Origin of the sequence: Streptomyces asoensis, assembly GCF_016860545.1 — a bacterium.
GTDB lineage: Bacteria > Actinomycetota > Actinomycetes > Streptomycetales > Streptomycetaceae > Streptomyces > Streptomyces asoensis.
The window spans coordinates 2075249-2094025 of sequence record NZ_BNEB01000003.1; the positions used below are offsets into that span (position 1 = coordinate 2075249).

Annotated in this window: 23 protein-coding genes; 20 read left to right on the forward strand and 3 right to left on the reverse strand. The window is 68.7% G+C overall.

Going from position 1 to position 18777, the window contains the following annotated elements; translation table 11 throughout:
* The 16 genes from rpsH to truA all read left to right on the forward strand — a co-directional run bounded on the left by rpsH (window position 1) and on the right by truA (window position 10508).
* Window positions 1-399 carry a 30S ribosomal protein S8 gene (gene rpsH / locus Saso_RS22020; RefSeq protein WP_030788259.1) on the forward strand — a complete coding sequence of 133 codons (399 nt, stop codon included), beginning with the start codon at window positions 1-3 and terminating at the stop codon, window positions 397-399.
* Window positions 400-420: 21 nt separating this feature from the next.
* Window positions 421-960, forward strand: coding sequence for a 50S ribosomal protein L6 (rplF, locus tag Saso_RS22025; RefSeq protein ID WP_057602881.1), 540 nt, complete (start codon window positions 421-423; stop codon window positions 958-960).
* 3 nt (window positions 961-963) lie between these two features.
* Window positions 964-1347, forward strand: a complete 384-nt coding sequence (gene rplR, locus Saso_RS22030; protein WP_189925237.1) for a 50S ribosomal protein L18 — start codon at window positions 964-966, stop codon at window positions 1345-1347.
* A 64-nt stretch (window positions 1348-1411) separates the two neighbouring features.
* Entirely contained in the window at window positions 1412-2017 is a 606-nt protein-coding gene (gene rpsE / locus Saso_RS22035; RefSeq protein ID WP_020132624.1) for a 30S ribosomal protein S5, read from the forward strand.
* On the forward strand, window positions 2017-2199 hold the full coding sequence (gene rpmD / locus Saso_RS22040) for a 50S ribosomal protein L30 (protein WP_005313525.1): 183 nt from the start codon (window positions 2017-2019) through the stop codon (window positions 2197-2199). The genes rpsE and rpmD overlap by 1 nt, the downstream gene beginning before the upstream one ends.
* Before the next feature lie 2 nt (window positions 2200-2201).
* Window positions 2202-2657: a 50S ribosomal protein L15 gene (rplO, locus tag Saso_RS22045; RefSeq protein WP_003974249.1), complete on the forward strand. Its 456-nt coding sequence runs from the start codon at window positions 2202-2204 to the stop codon at window positions 2655-2657.
* Window positions 2658-2914: 257 nt separating this feature from the next.
* Window positions 2915-4228, forward strand: coding sequence for a preprotein translocase subunit SecY (gene secY / locus Saso_RS22050; RefSeq protein WP_189925235.1), 1314 nt, complete (start codon window positions 2915-2917; stop codon window positions 4226-4228).
* A complete protein-coding gene (locus Saso_RS22055; RefSeq protein ID WP_189925233.1) occupies window positions 4228-4890 on the forward strand; it encodes an adenylate kinase in 663 nt (220 codons plus the stop codon). The genes secY and Saso_RS22055 overlap by 1 nt, the downstream gene beginning before the upstream one ends.
* 104 nt (window positions 4891-4994) lie before the next feature.
* Window positions 4995-5831 carry a type I methionyl aminopeptidase gene (gene map, locus Saso_RS22060; RefSeq protein ID WP_189925232.1) on the forward strand — a complete coding sequence of 279 codons (837 nt, stop codon included), beginning with the start codon at window positions 4995-4997 and terminating at the stop codon, window positions 5829-5831.
* Between the two features lie 296 nt (window positions 5832-6127).
* Window positions 6128-6349, forward strand: a complete 222-nt coding sequence (gene infA / locus Saso_RS22065; RefSeq protein WP_003948620.1) for a translation initiation factor IF-1 — start codon at window positions 6128-6130, stop codon at window positions 6347-6349.
* 72 nt (window positions 6350-6421) lie between these two features.
* Window positions 6422-6535 (forward strand): 50S ribosomal protein L36, encoded by a 114-nt coding sequence (rpmJ, locus tag Saso_RS22070; protein WP_003998809.1) that lies wholly within the window; start codon window positions 6422-6424, stop codon window positions 6533-6535.
* A gap of 213 nt (window positions 6536-6748) precedes the next feature.
* Complete coding sequence (gene rpsM / locus Saso_RS22075) at window positions 6749-7129, forward strand: 30S ribosomal protein S13 (protein WP_020132619.1); 381 nt, start codon at window positions 6749-6751, stop codon at window positions 7127-7129.
* A gap of 70 nt (window positions 7130-7199) precedes the next feature.
* Complete coding sequence (rpsK, locus tag Saso_RS22080; RefSeq protein ID WP_010354218.1) at window positions 7200-7604, forward strand: 30S ribosomal protein S11; 405 nt, start codon at window positions 7200-7202, stop codon at window positions 7602-7604.
* Between the two features lie 196 nt (window positions 7605-7800).
* Entirely contained in the window at window positions 7801-8823 is a 1023-nt protein-coding gene (locus Saso_RS22085) for a DNA-directed RNA polymerase subunit alpha (protein WP_062640332.1), read from the forward strand.
* 191 nt (window positions 8824-9014) lie between these two features.
* On the forward strand, window positions 9015-9527 hold the full coding sequence (gene rplQ, locus Saso_RS22090; protein ID WP_189925231.1) for a 50S ribosomal protein L17: 513 nt from the start codon (window positions 9015-9017) through the stop codon (window positions 9525-9527).
* Window positions 9528-9650: 123 nt separating this feature from the next.
* Window positions 9651-10508, forward strand: a complete 858-nt coding sequence (gene truA / locus Saso_RS22095; protein ID WP_189925230.1) for a tRNA pseudouridine(38-40) synthase TruA — start codon at window positions 9651-9653, stop codon at window positions 10506-10508.
* 70 nt (window positions 10509-10578) lie between these two features.
* Here the strand turns inward: truA and Saso_RS22100 are convergent, their stop codons facing one another.
* Complete coding sequence (locus tag Saso_RS22100; RefSeq protein ID WP_189925229.1) at window positions 10579-11454, reverse strand: hypothetical protein; 876 nt, start codon at window positions 11452-11454, stop codon at window positions 10579-10581.
* A gap of 487 nt (window positions 11455-11941) precedes the next feature.
* Here Saso_RS22100 and rplM point away from each other — a divergent pair, with 487 nt between their 5' ends.
* From rplM to glmM, 3 genes are all read left to right on the forward strand, one after another.
* Window positions 11942-12385 carry a 50S ribosomal protein L13 gene (gene rplM / locus Saso_RS22105; protein WP_020132189.1) on the forward strand — a complete coding sequence of 148 codons (444 nt, stop codon included), beginning with the start codon at window positions 11942-11944 and terminating at the stop codon, window positions 12383-12385.
* Between the two features lie 40 nt (window positions 12386-12425).
* Complete coding sequence (gene rpsI / locus Saso_RS22110; RefSeq protein WP_189925228.1) at window positions 12426-12947, forward strand: 30S ribosomal protein S9; 522 nt, start codon at window positions 12426-12428, stop codon at window positions 12945-12947.
* A gap of 271 nt (window positions 12948-13218) precedes the next feature.
* Complete coding sequence (gene glmM / locus Saso_RS22115; protein WP_189925227.1) at window positions 13219-14577, forward strand: phosphoglucosamine mutase; 1359 nt, start codon at window positions 13219-13221, stop codon at window positions 14575-14577.
* A 104-nt stretch (window positions 14578-14681) separates the two neighbouring features.
* Here glmM and Saso_RS22120 read toward each other — a convergent pair whose 3' ends face one another.
* Window positions 14682-15620: a DUF389 domain-containing protein gene (locus Saso_RS22120; RefSeq protein WP_189925225.1), complete on the reverse strand. Its 939-nt coding sequence runs from the start codon at window positions 15618-15620 to the stop codon at window positions 14682-14684.
* A 16-nt stretch (window positions 15621-15636) separates the two neighbouring features.
* On the reverse strand, window positions 15637-16605 hold the full coding sequence (gene coaA / locus Saso_RS22125; RefSeq protein WP_189925223.1) for a type I pantothenate kinase: 969 nt from the start codon (window positions 16603-16605) through the stop codon (window positions 15637-15639).
* A gap of 162 nt (window positions 16606-16767) precedes the next feature.
* On the opposite strand from coaA, the gene glmS reads away from it, so the two are divergent.
* Window positions 16768-18615 (forward strand): glutamine--fructose-6-phosphate transaminase (isomerizing), encoded by a 1848-nt coding sequence (gene glmS, locus Saso_RS22130; RefSeq protein ID WP_189925221.1) that lies wholly within the window; start codon window positions 16768-16770, stop codon window positions 18613-18615.
* Window positions 18616-18777: the final 162 nt, after the last annotated feature.

Below are 18777 nucleotides of genomic sequence, written 5' to 3' on the forward strand. Positions count from 1 at the left end.
ATGACCATGACTGATCCGATCGCAGACATGTTGACGCGTCTGCGGAACGCGAACTCGGCGTACCACGATTCCGTGACGATGCCGGCGTCCAAGATCAAGTCTCACATCGCGGAGATCCTCCAGCAGGAGGGCTTCATCACGGGCTGGAAGGTCGAGGACGCCGAGGTCGGCAAGAACCTCACCCTCGAGCTCAAGTTCGGCCCGAACCGCGAGCGCTCCATTGCGGGCATCAAGCGGATCTCCAAGCCCGGTCTCCGGGTTTACGCGAAGTCCACCTCCCTGCCCAAGGTGCTGGGCGGCCTCGGCGTGGCGATCATCTCCACGTCGCACGGTCTCCTCACCGACAAGCAGGCCGGCAAGAAGGGCGTAGGCGGAGAAGTCCTCGCCTACGTCTGGTAGCGGAAGGGAACGGAAAAAGCTATGTCGCGTATTGGCAAGCTCCCTATCACGGTTCCCGCCGGCGTGGACGTCACCATCGACGGCCAGACGGTCTCGGTCAAGGGTCCCAAGGGCTCGCTGACCCACACCGTCGTCGCGCCGATCGAGATCGCCAAGGGTGAGGACGGCGTCCTGAACGTCACCCGCCCCAACGACGAGCGTCAGAGCAAGGCCCTGCACGGCCTGTCCCGCACGCTGGTGGCGAACATGATCACCGGCGTGACCCAGGGTTACGTGAAGAAGCTCGAGATCAGTGGTGTCGGTTACCGCGTGACCGCGAAGGGCTCGAACCTCGAGTTCGCGCTCGGTTACAGCCACCCGATCACCGTCGAGGCCCCCGAGGGAATCTCCTTCAAGGTCGAGAACCCCACCCGGTTCTCGGTCGAGGGCATCGACAAGCAGAAGGTCGGCGAGGTTGCGGCCAACATCCGCAAGCTGCGCAAGCCCGACCCGTACAAGGCCAAGGGCGTCAAGTACGAGGGCGAAGTCATCCGCCGCAAGGTCGGAAAGGCGGGTAAGTAAGCCATGGCATACGGACAGAAGATCCTCAAGGGCGACGCTTACAAGCGTGCCGCGATCAAGCGTCGCCACATCCGGATCCGTAAGCACATCTCGGGTACGGCTGAGCGTCCGCGTCTCGTCGTGACGCGCTCGAACCGCCACATCGTGGCCCAGGTCATCGACGACATCAAGGGTCACACCCTGGCGTCGGCGTCGACCCTGGACACGTCGATCCGCGGCGGCGAGGGCGACAAGTCCGCGCAGGCCAAGTCGGTCGGCGCCCTGGTCGCCGAGCGCGCCAAGGCCGCCGGTGTCGAGGCTGTCGTGTTCGACCGTGGTGGTAACCAGTACGCCGGGCGCATCGCCGCCCTGGCGGACGCCGCCCGCGAAGCCGGACTCAAGTTCTGAGTCGCCCGTCGCGCTAGCGACCTAGGTCGCTGCGTAGCTAGCGGAAAAAGAGAGAGGTAATCCAATGGCTGGACCCCAGCGCCGCGGAAGCGGTGCCGGTGGCGGCGAGCGGCGGGACCGGAAGGGCCGTGACGGCGGCGCTGCTGCCGCCGAGAAGACCGCGTACGTTGAGCGCGTTGTCGCGATCAACCGTGTCGCCAAGGTTGTGAAGGGTGGTCGTCGCTTCAGCTTCACCGCGCTGGTCGTGGTGGGCGACGGTGACGGCACCGTGGGTGTCGGTTACGGCAAGGCCAAGGAGGTGCCGGCCGCCATCGCCAAGGGCGTTGAGGAGGCCAAGAAGCACTTCTTCAAGGTCCCGCGTATCCAGGGCACCATCCCGCACCCGATCACGGGCGAGAAGGCCGCGGGCGTCGTCCTGCTCAAGCCTGCTTCCCCCGGTACCGGCGTCATCGCCGGTGGCCCGGTGCGTGCCGTGCTCGAGTGCGCCGGCGTGCACGACATCCTGTCGAAGTCGCTCGGTTCGTCGAACGCGATCAACATCGTGCACGCGACCGTGGAGGCCCTCAAGGGCCTGCAGCGTCCCGAGGAGATCGCGGCCCGCCGCGGTCTGCCCCTCGAGGACGTCGCTCCCGCGGCTCTGCTCCGTGCGCGTGCCGGGGCTGGTGCGTAATGGCCCGCCTCAAGATCACGCAGACGAAGTCGTACATCGGCAGCAAGCAGAACCACCGTGACACCCTGCGTTCGCTCGGGCTCAAGCGCCTGAACGACGTGGTCGTCAAGGAGGACCGCCCCGAGTTCCGCGGAATGGTGCACACCGTCCGCCACCTCGTGACGGTTGAGGAGGTCGACTGATCATGGCGGAGAACAACCCGCTCAAGATCCACAACCTCCGTCCCGCCCCGGGCGCCAAGACCGCCAAGACCCGTGTCGGTCGTGGTGAGGCGTCGAAGGGTAAGACGGCCGGTCGTGGTACCAAGGGCACGAAGGCCCGTTACCAGGTTCCGGAGCGCTTCGAGGGTGGGCAGATGCCCCTCCACATGCGTCTCCCGAAGCTCAAGGGCTTCAAGAACCCGTTCAAGACCGAGTTCCAGGTCGTGAACCTCGACAAGCTGGCGGCGCTGTACCCGGAGGGTGGCGAGGTCACCGTCGAGGGTCTCGTCGCCAAGGGTGCCGTTCGCAAGAACAGCCTCGTCAAGGTCCTCGGCCAGGGCGAGATCTCCGTGGCGCTCCAGGTGACGGTCGACGCCGTCTCCGGCTCCGCCAAGGAGAAGATCACCGCCGCCGGCGGTACCGTCACCGAGCTCGTCTGAACACCACAGGCGCCTCGATGACTTGAGCGATCCCGACCGGGGATATCCCACATATGGGGTATCCCCGGTCGGTCGTTCCTAGGGCGGTACCTTCGCCGGTAAGGTGACCTCCACTGCCTACTTTCACAAGATGCTTCCCATGGGGCACCTTGAACGGCAGTCGACCGTTACACATGTCGTTGTCGTTGTCGTTGTTCTTATTGGACCCTCAAGACCGTCACCCTTGACGCAGATGCGCGGGGGTCGCAGGAGGCACCGTGCTCACCGCGTTCGCCCGGGCGTTCAGGACGCCCGACCTGCGCAAGAAGCTGCTCTTCACGCTCGCCATCATCGTCATCTACCGGGTCGGCACGCACATCCCGATCCCCGGTGTCGACTACACGTCCGTTCAGCGGTGTGTGGACGAGGCGTCCGGCAACCAGGGCCTCTTCGGTCTGGTGAACATGTTCAGCGGCGGCGCGCTGCTGCAGATCACCATCTTCGCGCTGGGCATCATGCCGTACATCACGGCGAGCATCATCCTTCAGCTGCTGACCGTGGTCATCCCGCGTCTCGAAGCCCTCAAGAAGGAGGGCCAGGCCGGCACCGCGAAGATCACGCAGTACACCCGGTACCTCACGGTGGCGCTCGCCATCCTCCAGGGCACCGGCCTGGTGGCCACCGCCCGCAGCGGCGCCCTGTTCTCCGGCTGCTCGGTCGCGTCGAGCATCGTCCCGGACCAGGCCATCTTCACGACCATCACCATGGTCATCTGCATGACCGCCGGTACGGCCATGGTCATGTGGCTCGGTGAGCTCATCACCGACCGCGGTATCGGCAACGGCATGTCGATCCTGATGTTCATCTCGATCGCCGCGACCTTCCCCTCGGCCCTGTGGGCCATCAAGAAGCAGGGCACGCTCGCGGGCGGCTGGATCGAGTTCGGCACCGTCATCCTCGTCGGCCTCGTCATGGTCGGCCTCGTGGTCTTCGTCGAGCAGGCCCAGCGCCGTATCCCCGTGCAGTACGCGAAGCGCATGATCGGCCGCCGGTCCTACGGCGGTACCTCGACGTACATCCCGCTGAAGGTGAACCAGGCCGGTGTGATCCCGGTCATCTTCGCCTCGTCGCTGCTCTACATCCCGGCTCTCGTCGCCCAGTTCTCCAGCGGGACCTCCGGCTGGAAGACCTGGATCGAGACGAACCTGACCAAGGGTGACCACCCGATCTACATCAGCATGTACTTCCTGCTGATCGTTTTCTTCGCGTTCTTCTACGTGGCTATCTCCTTCAACCCCGAGGAAGTAGCCGACAACATGAAGAAGTATGGTGGCTTCATCCCGGGCATCCGGGCTGGCCGACCGACCGCTGAGTACCTCTCGTACGTGCTCAACCGGATCACCTGGCCGGGTTCGCTGTATCTGGGTCTGATCGCTCTTGTACCGACGATGGCGTTGGTTGGCTTCGGGGCAAGCCAGAACTTCCCGTTCGGTGGTACCAGCATCCTGATCATCGTGGGTGTCGGTCTCGAGACGGTGAAGCAAATCGAGAGCCAGCTCCAGCAGCGCAATTACGAAGGGTTCCTCCGCTGATGCGTATCGTCCTCGTCGGGCCGCCGGGCGCCGGAAAGGGAACGCAGGCCACACGGCTGGCCGAGAAGCTGCGCGTTCCGCACATCTCCACGGGCGACCTGTTCCGCGCCAACATCAGCCAGCAGACGGAACTCGGGAAGCTCGCGAAGTCCTACATGGACGCCGGCAACCTCGTCCCCGACGAGGTCACCATCGCCATGGCCAAGGACCGCATGGAGCAGCCGGACGCCGAGCGCGGCTTCCTGCTGGACGGTTTCCCGCGCAACGTCTCGCAGGCCGAGGCGCTCGACGAGCTCCTCACCACCGAGGGCATCAAGCTGGACGCGGTACTGGACCTGGAGGCCCCGGAGGAGGAGGTCGTCAAGCGGATCGCCGGCCGGCGCATCTGCCGCAACGACTCCTCGCACGTCTTCCACGTGACGTACAAGAAGGCCGCGGTCGAGGGCGTCTGCGACGTCTGCGGCGGCGAGCTGTACCAGCGTGACGACGACTCCGAGGACACCGTCCGCACGCGGCTCGAGGTCTACCACACGCAGACCGAGCCGATCATCGACTACTACAAGGCCCAGGGCCTGGTCGTGACCATCGAGGCCATGGGCCCGGTGGAAGAGGTCACCGCACGCGCGCTGGCCGCCCTGAAGCGCGAGGGCGACGACCAGTAGTCGTCGCTCCCAGTACGGCCGTGGAGTCCTGTCGGACTCCACGGCCGTACTGTTGTGTACATACGTAACCGGTCCCCCTGAGTGACGGAGAGCGCAGGCCCCCCATGGTGCAGATCAAGAGCCCCGAGCAGATCGCCAAGATGCGTGAGGCGGGACTGGTCGTCGCCGCCATCCACGCGGCCACCCGGGAAGCGGCGGTACCGGGGGCGACGACGAAGGACCTCGACGACGTGGCCCGCAAGGTTCTCGCGGAGAACGGCGCGAAGTCGAACTTCCTGGGCTACGGCGGCTTCCCGGCGACGATCTGCACCTCGGTGAACGACGTGGTGGTGCACGGCATCCCCTCCGAGGAGGTCGTCCTCAAGGACGGCGACGTCATCTCCATCGACTGCGGCGCGATCGTGGACGGCTGGCACGGCGACGCCGCCTACACGGCCTTCGTCGGCTCGGGCCACGCCCCGGAGCTGATCGAGCTCTCCCGGGTGACCGAGGAGTCGATGTGGGCCGGCATCGCCGCCATGAAGCAGGGCAACCGCCTGGTCGACGTCTCCCGGGCGATCGAGACGTACATCCGCCGCCAGCCCAAGCCCGGCGGCGGCCGCTACGGGATCATCGAGGATTACGGCGGCCACGGCATCGGCACCGAGATGCACATGGACCCGCACCTGCTGAACTACGTCGACCGCCGGCGCGGCAAGGGACCGAAGCTGGTGCCCGGCCTGTGCCTCGCCATCGAGCCGATGGTCTCCCTCGGGACCCCGCGCACCGAGGTCCTCGAGGACGACTGGACGGTCATCACGACGGACGGCACCTGGTCCTCCCACTGGGAGCACTCGGTCGCGCTGACTGAGGAGGGCCCGCTGGTGCTGACGTCTCCCGACGGGGGCAAGGCGAAGCTCGCGGAGCACGGGGTCGTCGCGGCGCCCGACCCGCTGGCCTGAGGCTTCCTCGCCCCCCGCCGACCGGAGGTTCCCCGCCTCCGCCGCCTCTTCCCGTCCCGCCCCCGGGGGCCGCGCCCCCGGGGGCCCCGCTGCCGGTCCGGACGGCCTCGTGCCCGAGTGCCGGACGGGCCGCCCTTGGCTTAGGGATCTCCTTCGTGGGGCAGACTTCTCGATTCGTCTTTCGGCGGGGCCTGACGTAGACTGACTCGTCGGCTCTCGTGCACCCGCATGTCTGCATGCACCCGCAAGGGAAACGCGGGGGAGTCGATCAAGGTAGTCGATTCGAAGGGCGAAGCGTGGCCAAGAAGCAAGGTGCCATCGAGATCGAGGGCACTGTCGTCGAGTCTCTTCCGAACGCCATGTTCAAGGTCGAGCTCCAGAACGGCCACCAGGTCCTGGCACACATCAGCGGCAAGATGCGTATGCACTACATCCGTATCCTCCCTGACGACCGGGTCGTGGTGGAGCTGTCTCCGTACGACCTGACGCGTGGCCGGATCGTCTACCGCTACAAGTAGATCTTGCCCAGGCTCCGTACGCGCTTCCGCGTGCGGGGCTGCCGGCAACTGACCCGGAGAACCTCACATCCCATGAAGGTCAAGCCGAGCGTCAAGAAGATCTGCGACAAGTGCAGGGTGATCCGCCGTCACGGTCGGGTCATGGTCATTTGCGAGAACCCGCGCCACAAGCAGCGCCAGGGCTGATCGCTCAGAGATCACACCCTCTGCATCGACATCGCAGAGACTTCGCGCGACGCGAGCAGTATTCGTTCATACGCAGATCCCAGGCGGGTGCGCCCTCCTGACACCCCCGGCTCGGAGGCCGGGGACCCATCCGTACCAAATCCTCTCGCGAGGAGGCCGGCGGCTGGGATCCGGATCTGTGGAAGACCTCCGAAGATCAACTGGAGCCATTGAATGGCACGCGTTTCCGGTGTCGACATCCCGCGCGAAAAGCGTGTGGAGGTCGCCCTCACCTACGTGTTCGGCATCGGCCGGACCCTCTCCCAGGAGACGCTGGCAGCGACCGGCGTCGACCCGAACACCCGCGTTCGCGACCTCTCCGAGGAGCAGCTCGTCGCGATCCGCGAGTACGTGGACGCCAACATCAAGACCGAGGGTGACCTCCGTCGCGAGATCCAGGCCGACATCCGCCGCAAGGTCGAGATCGGCTGCTACCAGGGTCTCCGTCACCGTCGCGGTCTGCCTGTCCGCGGTCAGCGCACCAGCACGAACGCTCGTACCCGCAAGGGCCCGCGTCGCGCCATCGCCGGCAAGAAGAAGCCGGGCAAGAAGTAGTCCTCAGCGGACCACGCTTCATCAGCGGTCTTCGCTGTAGGACCGACCACCTCCCCGTAGGAGTTTGTAGATGCCCCCCAAGGGTCGTCAGGGCGCTGCCAAGAAGGTGCGCCGCAAGGAAAAGAAGAACGTCGCGCACGGCCAGGCGCACATCAAGAGCACGTTCAACAACACGATCGTGTCCATCACGGACCCGGCCGGAAACGTGATCTCGTGGGCCTCCGCCGGCCACGTCGGTTTCAAGGGCTCGCGCAAGTCCACGCCGTTCGCCGCGCAGATGGCCGCCGAGTCGGCTGCCCGTCGCGCCCAGGAGCACGGCATGCGCAAGGTCGACGTCTTCGTCAAGGGCCCGGGCGCCGGTCGTGAGACCGCCATCCGCTCGCTCCAGGCGACGGGCCTCGAGGTCGGCTCCATCCAGGACGTCACCCCGACCCCGCACAACGGCTGCCGTCCGCCTAAGCGCCGCCGCGTCTGACGCACGGCTCACGTCGGCCGGGTGCCGGCTCATCTCGGCCGGGAACGGCCGGGTGCCGGTTCTGAGGCTTTCGGGCGGTACGGCTCCGTAAAAGGGCCGTACCGCCCGTACCCTTGCAGTACCCGTGCGGTGAGTACGCACGGTTCCGTCGGGCGTCAAATAGCGGGCGTCCACGAGAGAAGGATCTGATCGCCACATGCTGATCGCTCAGCGTCCCTCGTTGACCGAAGAGGTCGTCGACGAGTTCCGCTCCCGGTTCGTGATCGAGCCGCTGGAGCCGGGCTTCGGTTACACCCTCGGCAACTCCCTCCGCCGTACCCTCCTGTCCTCGATCCCGGGTGCGGCGGTCACGTCCATCCGCATCGACGGCGTGCTGCACGAGTTCACCACCGTGCCGGGCGTCAAGGAGGACGTCACCGACCTGATCCTCAACATCAAGCAGCTGGTCGTCTCCTCGGAGCACGACGAGCCGGTCGTGATGTACCTGCGCAAGCAGGGCCCGGGTCTGGTCACCGCCGCCGACATCGCGCCCCCGGCCGGTGTCGAGGTGCACAACCCCGACCTCGTCCTCGCCACGCTCAACGGCAAGGGCAAGCTGGAGATGGAGCTGACCGTCGAGCGCGGTCGCGGTTACGTCTCCGCCGTGCAGAACAAGCAGGTCGGTCAGGAGATCGGGCGCGTCCCGGTCGACTCGATCTACTCGCCGGTCCTCAAGGTCACGTACAAGGTCGAGGCCACGCGTGTCGAGCAGCGCACCGACTTCGACAAGCTGATCGTCGACGTCGAGACCAAGCAGGCGATGCGTCCCCGTGACGCCATGGCCTCCGCCGGTAAGACGCTGGTCGAGCTGTTCGGTCTCGCCCGCGAGCTGAACATCGACGCCGAGGGCATCGACATGGGCCCGTCCCCCACGGACGCCGCCCTCGCCGCCGACCTCGCGCTGCCGATCGAGGAGCTCGAGCTCACCGTCCGGTCGTACAACTGCCTCAAGCGTGAGGGCATCCACTCCGTGGGTGAGCTCGTCGCCCGCTCGGAGGCCGACCTCCTGGACATCCGCAACTTCGGTGCGAAGTCCATCGACGAGGTCAAGGCGAAGCTGGCCGGCATGGGCCTGGCCCTGAAGGACAGCCCGCCCGGATTCGACCCGACCGCCGCGGCCGACGCGTTCGGCGCGGACGACGACGCCGACGCCGGCTTCGTCGAGACCGAGCAGTACTGAGCTCTCCGCGAACCGGCCGGTTCGTGACTGCGGATCCGTCGTGACCGGTCGCGCAGTTCCCCGCGCCCCTCTGGGGGCGCGGACACTCCGGGTGCGCCTGAATCGCGCCCGGATCTTCGACAGACAGCCGTCTGCTCGGATACTGACCCCGGTACCTGGTACGGCCGGGGCAGACACCTAGGAGAGACACCATGCCGAAGCCCACCAAGGGTGCCCGTCTGGGCGGCAGCGCCGCGCACGAGAAGCTGCTCCTCGCGAACCTCGCGAAGTCGCTCTTCGAGCACGGCCGTATCACCACCACCGAGGCGAAGGCGCGCAAGCTGCGTCCGTACGCCGAGCGTCTGGTCACCAAGGCGAAGAAGGGCGACCTTCACAACCGCCGTCAGGTGCTCCAGGTGATCACGGACAAGAGCGTCGTGCACACGCTCTTCACCGAGATCGGCCCGCGCTACGAGAACCGCCCGGGTGGTTACACGCGCATCACCAAGATCGGTAACCGTCGTGGCGACAACGCGCCCATGGCCGTCATCGAGCTGGTCGAGGCGCTGACCGTCGCGCAGCAGGCCACCGGCGAGGCCGAGGCCGCCACCAAGCGCGCGGTCAAGGAAGACGCCCTCAAGAAGGACGAGGCCGTCGAGGACGCCAAGCCCGCCGACGAGGCCGCGGCCGACGAGGCTCCCGCCGAGGAGTCCAAGGACGCCTGAGGCTCTGCCTGGCAGTGGACGGGTCCGCCCTTCGGGGCGGGCCCGTTCCGCGTTTTCCGACGGTGTCGTCCCGCGCTGTTCCCCGGCGTTCTGCGCGGGACGCCGGCCTGAGAGGATCTAGGGGTGAGTGACGAAGTACAGCCCGGGTTCGTACGGGTGCGGATGGATCTCTCGTACGACGGGAGCGGCTTCTCCGGGTGGGCCAAGCAGGCCGGCGGCCGGCGGACCGTGCAGGGCGAGATCGAGGACGCGCTGCGGACCGTGACCCGGTCCAAGGACACCACGTACGAGCTGACGGTGGCCGGGCGCACCGACGCCGGGGTGCACGCGCGGGGGCAGGTGGCCCACGTCGATCTGCCCGGGGAGCTCTGGGCGGAGCACCGCGAGAAGCTGCTCAAGCGGCTCGCCGGGCGGCTCGCCAAGGACGTGCGGATCTGGTCCCTCGACGAGGCTCCGGCCGGCTTCAACGCGCGGTTCTCGGCCGTCTGGCGGCGGTACGCGTACCGGGTCACGGACAACCCGGGGGGTGTCGACCCGCTGCTGCGCAGCCACGTCCTCTGGCACGACTGGCCCCTCGACGTCGACGCCATGAACGAGGCCGCCCGCCGGCTGCTCGGCGAGCACGACTTCGCCGCCTACTGCAAGCGGCGCGAGGGGGCGACGACCATCCGTACGCTCCAGGAGCTGAGCCTGGTCCGCGGCGAGGACGGTGTGATCACCGCGACCGTGCGGGCCGACGCCTTCTGCCACAACATGGTGCGTTCCCTGATCGGGGCGCTGCTGTTCGTGGGCGACGGCCACCGGGGTGCGGAGTGGCCGGGGAAGGTGCTGGCCGCGGGGGTGCGGGACTCGGCCGTCCATGTCGTACGGCCCCACGGGCTGACGCTGGAGGAGGTCGGCTACCCGGCCGACGAGCTGCTCGCCGCGCGCAACAAGGAGGCGCGCAACCGGCGGACGCTGCCCGGGGCCGGGTGCTGCTGACGTGCCGACGACCGTCCGGTAGTGACCGTGCGGTGCCGACCGTGCGGTGCGGACGGCCCGGCGGCCGCGGTCAGTTGTTCGCGGCCGCCGACGCCTGGGCCTCGCCGCGCTGGCGGATCCGCTGGAAGGTGAACTCCGCGAGGTCGTCGCCGGCCTTGAAGACCGCCGTGTCCTTCGTCGTCACGTCCTTGGCGTCGGTGAAGCCGGTGATCGTGAAGTAGGCGTACCGGCCGTAGGAGTTGGTCGTGGAGCGGCAGATCGCGCCGGCGCAGAACTGCTTGACGCCGCCGCCGGTGAGGGCCTTCACGATGCTCTTGTTGTCGGCCTGGCTCTTGACCTTGAGGGCCTGTGCCTCGGTGTCGAAGACCGCCACACCGACCGTCACCGCGATGTTGTCCTTGGTGTAGGTGATGCGCATGAGGCGGGTGCAGTCGTTCGCGGTGAGCACCTGGGGCAGGGTGCCCTGGACGCCCGAGGTGCAGGTGGTGCTGTCGGCCTTGGGGCCCTTCTTGTACACGGCCGAGCCCATGGTCAGCTGGGTGCCGGGGAAGAGCAGGTCCGGCCCGTTGGGCGCGGTGTCCTTGGCCTTGGAGGCGATGAACTCCTTCGGGTCCAGCGGAGGCGGGGCGCTGGTCGGCGCGAAGGAGGGGTCGGCGGACGTGCTCGGCAGGCCGCCGGAGGCGGGCAGCGAGGAGGTCGGACGGTTCGCCCCGTCACTGCCGTTCGCCGAGACCACCGCCATGGCCACGGCGGTGCCGACGGCGACGGTGGCGAGCGCGCCGCCGCCTATGAAGAACAGCCGACGGCGCCTGTTGCGCGTCTCCGACGCCTCCGCGAGCGCGGCCCAGTCCGGAGTCCGGCCGTCATCGGCGCTGGTCCACGGCTGCTGGGAGTTCGGTTTCCACGGATCCCACTGGGACTGAGGTCCCCCCTGCCCATAGCTCATGGGGCGCATCTTAGACGGGGTGCGGGGGATGCTGTTCCGCCCCGACCTGCGCCGCAGCCCCCCGGGTTTCGGGCGCGAGTGAGGGCAAAGGTGACATCTCCGGGTGGTTGGTGCGGCGTTCCCGCAGGCCGGTGCCGAGGGTGTGGCGCAGACCACTCCGGATGCGGGTTTCCGGGCGGGGCGCGCGGTGGGGGCCGCGCCGTGCGCCCCGGGCGGGGCCGCCGTGGTCCCGGGCGAGGGCGGGTCCGCCCTCGCGCGATCGGGTGACAGGCCCCGTTTTGACCCCACCCCCGAGACCCGGGTATCCTGCATCTTCGTTGTGTATTGGCTTGCTCTTCTCACGGGACGGGCCCTTACACCGGTCCACCGGGCCGATGACCAGCGACCAGCACGCGGTTTGCGTCACCGCAGTGCGGTCTCGGCTGTCGTGATCGTCTTCGGTGACCTTGTCAGGACCAATTCACTGAAGAAGCGAAGGCTACGAACCGTGCGTACGTACAGCCCCAAGCCCGGCGATGTGACGCGCCAGTGGCACGTCATCGACGCTCAGGACATTGTCCTGGGCCGTCTCGCCACCACTGCCGCGTCCCTCCTCCGGGGCAAGCACAAGCCGATCTACGCGCCCCACGTCGACACCGGTGACTTCGTCATCATCATCAACGCCGACAAGGTGCACCTCTCCGGCAACAAGCGGACCCAGAAGATGGCGTACCGCCACTCCGGGTACCCGGGCGGTCTGCGCTCCGTGCGCTACGACGACCTGCTCGCGAACAACCCCGAGAAGGCCGTCGAGAAGGCCGTCAAGGGCATGCTCCCCAAGAACACGCTGGGCCGTCAGATGCTCTCGAAGCTGAAGGTCTACAAGGGTGACGTGCACCCGCACGCGGCGCAGCAGCCCGTGCCGTTCGAGATCACCCAGGTCGCGCAGTAATTCCGGCCACACCCCTAGCTGAAAAGAACTGAGGAGAACCGTGGCCGAGACCACTGCCGAGCAGCCGCTCGAAGAGACCGAGCTCGTCGACATCGAGAGCTACACCACCGAGTCCGAGGTCCCCGTCGAGGGTGAGTACACCTCGGAGTCCCTCGCGTCCCGCTTCGGCGAGGCCCAGCCGGCCGCCGGCCTGGGTCGCCGTAAGAACGCCATCGCCCGCGTCCGGATCGTCCCGGGCACCGGCAAGTGGAAGATCAACGGTCGCACCCTCGAGGACTACTTCCCGAACAAGGTGCACCAGCAGGAAGTCAACGAGCCCTTCAAGGTGCTCGAGCTCGAAGGCCGCTACGACGTCATCGCCCGCATCGCGGGTGGCGGTGTCTCCGGTCAGGCCGGTGCGCTCCGTCTCGGTGTCGCCCGCGCGCTGAACGAGGCCGACGTCGACAACAACCGTGGCGCCCTCAAGAAGGCCGGCTTCCTCACGCGTGACGACCGCGCGGTCGAGCGCAAGAAGGCCGGTCTCAAGAAGGCCCGCAAGGCCCCGCAGTACAGCAAGCGTTAAGCTTCGCTGCCTGCTCGTACGTATCCCGGGTCGGACCGCTGCGGTCCGCCCGCACGTACTCCGAACGCCCCGGCGGCACGCCACAGTGTCGCCGGGGCGTTCGTTTTCTCGCAGCCGTGGGCGTATAACGGCACAAGGTGCTCAAAGGCTTGTGTGATCGGATGTTCAGGGCATCAAATGCCTGGATGCGGAGCCGCTGCCGACCGGTCGGCCGGTCGATCGACCGACGCACCCGCACGCTTTTGAATCTGACGCTTCCTCAGGAGGACAAGTGGGACGACTCTTCGGCACGGACGGCGTGCGCGGTGTCGCCAACGCGGATCTGACGGCGGAGATGGCGCTCGGCCTGTCCGTCGCCGCGGCGCACGTGCTGGCCGAGGCGGGCACCTTCGAGGGTCACCGCCCGGTGGCCGTGGTCGGACGGGACCCGCGTGCGTCCGGAGAGTTCCTGGAGGCCGCAGTGGTGGCCGGCCTGGCGAGCGCCGGGGTCGACGTGCTGACCGTCGGCGTGCTGCCCACGCCCGCCGTGGCCTACCTGACCGGCGTGCTCGGCGCCGACCTCGGCGTGATGCTCTCCGCCAGCCACAACGCCATGCCCGACAACGGCATCAAGTTCTTCGCCCGCGGCGGTCACAAGCTCGCCGACGAGCTGGAGGACCGGATCGAGTCCGTCTTCGAGGAGCACCGCACCGGCGCGCCCTGGGCCCGCCCGACCGGCAGCGGCGTCGGCCGTGTGCGGTCGTACGACGAGGGCTTCGACCGCTACGTCGCGCACCTCATCGCGGTGCTGCCCAACCGGCTGGACGGTCTGCGGATCGTCCTCGACGAGGCGCACGGCGCCGCCGCCCGGGTCTCCCCGGAGGCCTTCGCACGGGCCGGCGCGGAGATCGTGACCATCGGGGCCGAGCCGGACGGGCTCAACATCAACGACGGGTGCGGTTCCACGCACCTGGACAAGCTGAAGGCCGCGGTCATCGAGCACGGCGCCGACTTCGGCATCGCGCACGACGGGGACGCCGACCGCTGCCTGGCCGTCGACCACACGGGTGAGGAGATCGACGGGGACCAGATCCTCGCGGTTCTCGCGCTGTCCATGCGGGAGCGGGGTGTGCTGCGGTCCGACACCGTTGTCGCGACCGTCATGTCCAACCTCGGCTTCAAGCTGGCCATGGAGCGGGAGGGCATCCAGCTCGTGCAGGCCGCCGTCGGCGACCGGTACGTGCTGGAGGAGATGAAGCAGCACGGCTACGCGCTCGGCGGCGAGCAGTCCGGGCACGTCATCATCCTCGACCACGCGACGACCGGCGACGGCACGCTGACCGGGCTGATGCTGGCGGCTCGTGTCGCGCAGAGCGGGCGGTCGCTGCGGGAGCTGGCCTCCGTGATGGAGCGGCTGCCGCAGGTGCTGATCAACGTGCCCGACGTCGACCGCTCGCGGGTCGGGAACTCGGCCGAGCTGGCCGCCGCCGTGGCCGAGGCGGAGCGGGAGCTCGGGTCCACCGGGCGGGTGCTGCTGCGGCCCTCCGGGACCGAGCCGCTGGTGCGGGTGATGGTCGAGGCGGCCGATATCGAGCAGGCGCGGTCTGTCGCCGGGCGGCTCGCGGATGTCGTGAAGTCGGCGCTGGGTTAGCCGGCGGGCCCCTTCGGGGTTGCTCCGGGGCGGGTTCGGGGTGGGGGTGCTGTGCGTCGCGGGCCGCGGGTCCGTCGTGGCTTGTCGCGCAGTTCCCCGCGCCCCTATGCGGGCTCCCTAGTCCGGCGTCCTCTGGTCCAGAAGTACTTCTGGGCCAGCAGGGTCAGGGTGCCGGCCAGGATGATGCCCAGCAGGTTCAGCAGGAGCTGGGTGGTCGAGCCCCAGGTCTGGTTCATGTCGCCGTAGCTGAGGGCGACGGCCGCGTTGGCGGCCGCGGGGACCGTGGTGACCGAGATGGCCACGCCCACCAGGGCGCCGGACTTCGCCGAGGTCAGGGAGAGGGTGCCGGCGGCGCCCGCCAGGACGGCCACGATGAAGGAGAACCAGTCGGGGGCGTAGACGAAGGCCGTCTGCGGGCGGTCGGCCTCCAGTTGCGCCTTGCTGAACAGGTCGATCGCGTCCATGAAGAGGCTGAAGCCCACCGTCGCCGCCATCGCCACCGCGAAGCCGACCAGCAGGGCGATCAGCGAGCGCAGGGCGAGGCGGGGGGCCCGCTGCACGATCGACGTCGAGATGCCGGCCAGGGGGCCGAACTCCGGTCCCACCGCCATCGCGCCCACGATCAGGACCGCGTTGTCGAGCACCACGCCGCAGGCCGCGATCATCGTGGCGAGCGTGATGAACGCGAGGTACGTGACGGAGAGCGTCGACTCCTCGTGGGTGGCGTCCGTGAGGTGCTCCCACAGCACCGCGTCGGCGCCCTCGCCCGGCGCCTCGGCCTCCGCCTTGTCGGCGCGCCGGGAGAGCGAGAGGTCGATGTTCTCCACGGCGATGGAGCCGTTGCGGTCCAGGCCCAACTCCTGGAGCGCGCTGAGGAGTCCGTCGCCCGCCTCGCGCGCCACGTCGCACATCACGACATCGCCCGCCGGGTTGCGGGCCGCCCCCGGCAGCACGACGAGGTGGGTGGTGCCGACGGTGTTCCCGATCAGACGGACCACGTCGTCGGTCCGGTCCGGCGGGGTGATCAGACGCAGGTGCAGCATGCAGGCAGGGTAGCCGTCAGAGTTTGCGCAGACTCAGGCGCTGCACCTTGTGGTCCGGGCCCTTGCGCACCACGAGGGTGGCCCGGCCGCGGGTGGGGGCGATGTTCTCCACCAGGTTCGGCTTGTTGATGGTGCGCCAGAGGGTGCGGGCGTAGTCGACGGCCTCCTCCTCGGAGACCTGGGTGTACTTCCTGAAGTACGAGTCCGGGTTCTGGAAGGCCGTCTGACGCAGTTTCCGGAACCGGTTGAGGTACCAGCGTTCGATGTCGTCGCCGCTCGCGTCGACGTACACGCTGAAGTCGAAGTAGTCGGCGAGACCGACGCGCGTACGGCCGTCCTTGCCGGGCAGCGCGGGCTGGAGGACGTTCAGGCCCTCCACGATGAGGATGTCGGGCCGGCGGACGGTGAGCCTGCGGTCCGGGACGATGTCGTAGATCAGGTGGGAGTAGACGGGCGCGGTGACCTCGCCCTTGCCCGCCTTGATGTCCGCGACGAAGCGGGTCAGGGCACGGCGGTCGTAGGACTCGGGGAAGCCCTTGCGGGACATCAGGCCGCGCGCCTCCAGCTCCGCGGTGGGCAGCAGGAAGCCGTCGGTGGTGACCAGCTCCACGCGGGGGTGTTCCGGCCAGCGGGACAGCAGCGCCTGGAGGAGCCGGGCGACCGTCGACTTGCCCACCGCCACCGAGCCCGCGACGCCTATCACGAACGGGGTGCCGGACTGCGAGCCCTGCTCGCCGAGGAAGGTGTTCAGGGCGCCGCGCAGTCCGTCGGTGGCGCCCACGTACAGGTTGAGCAGGCGGGACAGCGGGAGGTAGATGTCGCGGACCTCGTCGAGGTCGATGACGTCACCGAGACCGCGCAGCTTCTCGACCTCCTCCGCGGTCAGCGGCAGCGGGGTCTTCTCGCGCAGCGCGCTCCACTCGGAGCGGGTGAGGTCGACGTAGGGAGTCGCCTCCGGCCTGTGCCGGTGGGCGCTCCGGGGCATCGGGGGGACCGGAGAGATCACAGTCCATTGTTAACGGAGTTTGAACAGCTTGGCGGGTGGGGTCCGTCACGCCGGGCGAAGGGCTCGTACGGGCGTGGGAATTTCCGAAATCGGGCACGCGGAGGCTCTTTCGGTGCGGGATTCGTGCGTAGGCTGCCGCGCATGTGCGGAATCGTGGGATACGTGGGGTCGCAGTCGGCGCTCGAGGTCGTGATGGCCGGGCTGAGGCGGCTGGAGTACCGGGGCTACGACTCGGCGGGTGTCGCCGTGCTGGCGGACGGCGGGCTCGCCGCCGCGAGGAAGGCGGGCAAGCTCGTCAATCTGGAGAAGGAGCTCGGGGCCCGGCCGCTGCCGGCCGGGACGACGGCCATCGGGCACACGCGGTGGGCCACGCACGGCGGGCCCACGGATGCCAACGCGCATCCGCACCTCGACAACGCCGGCCGGGTCGCGGTCGTGCACAACGGGATCATCGAGAACTTCGCCGGGCTGCGGGCCGAACTGGCCGAGCGGGGCCACGAACTCCTCTCCGAGACCGACACCGAGGTGGTGGCCCATCTGCTCGCCGAGGAGTTCTCGGCGACGGCCGACCTGGCCGAGGCCATGCGGCTGGTGTGCCGGCGGCTGGAGGGGGCGTTCACCCTGGTCGCGGCGCACGCGGACGAGCCGGACGTGGTGGTCGGGGCCCGGCGCAACTCGCCGCTCGTGGTCGGTGTCGGGGAGGGTGAGGCGTTCCTCGCCTCGGACGTCGCCGCGTTCATCGCGCACACGCGCTCGGCGATCGAGCTCGGGCAGGACCAGGTCGTCGAGCTGCGGCGGGACGGCGTGACGGTGACCGGGTTCGACGGCTCTCCCGCCGACGTGCGGTCGTACCACGTCGACTGGGACGCGTCGGCCGCGGAGAAGGGGGGCTACGACTACTTCATGCTCAAGGAGATCGCCGAGCAGCCCAAGGCGGTCGCCGACACCCTGCTCGGCCGTATCGACGTCTCGGGGGCGCTGACCCTGGACGAGGTGCGCATCCCCGCCTCCGAGCTGCGGGAGGTCGACAAGGTCGTCATCGTCGCGTGCGGTACGGCCTTCCACGCGGGCCTCATCGCCAAGTACGCCATCGAGCACTGGACGCGGATCCCGTGCGAGGTGGAGCTGGCCAGCGAGTTCCGCTACCGGGACCCGATCCTCGGGGCCCGGTCCCTGGTCATCGCCATCTCGCAGTCCGGGGAGACGATGGACACCCTGATGGCGCTGCGGCACGCGCGCGAGCAGGGGTCCAAGGTGCTGGCGATCTGCAACACCAACGGGTCGACGATCCCGCGCGAGTCGGACGCGGTGCTGTACACCCACGCCGGGCCGGAGGTGGCCGTCGCCTCGACGAAGGCGTTCCTGACGCAGCTGGTGGCCTGCTATCTCGTCGCCCTGTACCTCGGTCAGGTGCGCGGCACCAAGTGGGGCGACGAGATCCGGGCCGTCATCCGGGACCTCGCGCAGATCTCCGGCGCGGTCGAGCGGGTGCTGGAGACCATGGAGCCGGTGCGGGAGCTGGCCCGCTCCCTCGCCGGCAAGGACACCGTGCTGTTCCTGGGACGGCACGTGGGGTACCCCGTCGCGCTGGAGGGCGCCCTGAAGCTGAAGGAGCTCGCGTACATGCACGCGGAGGGCTTCGCCGCGGGGGAGCTGAAGCACGGGCCGATCGCGCTCATCGAGGAGGACCTGCCGGTCGTGGTGGTGGTGCCCTCGCCGCGGGGGCGGTCCGTCCTGCACGACAAGATCGTCTCCAACATCCAGGAGATCCGGGCCCGGGGGGCGCGGACCATCGTGATCGCGGAGGAGGGGGACGAGGCGGTGGTGCCGTACGCCGACCATCTCGTACGGATCCCGGTCACGCCGGTGCTGCTGTCGCCGCTCGTCGCCACGGTGCCGTTGCAGGTGTTCGCGTGCGAGCTGGCGACGGCGCGGGGCAACGAGGTGGACCAGCCGCGGAACCTGGCGAAGTCGGTGACGGTGGAGTGAGGGGGCCTGCGGCGGGCGGTTGCAGGGGCGCCTGAGGGGGAGGAGGGGGCTGTGCGTGGGCGGGTGCGGGGGTGTTCGGGGCTGGGCGCGCAGTTCCCCGCGCCCCCGGGGGAGGGGCCGGGAACGCCCCGGGCGTTCCCGGCCCCTCCCCCGGGGCGTTGT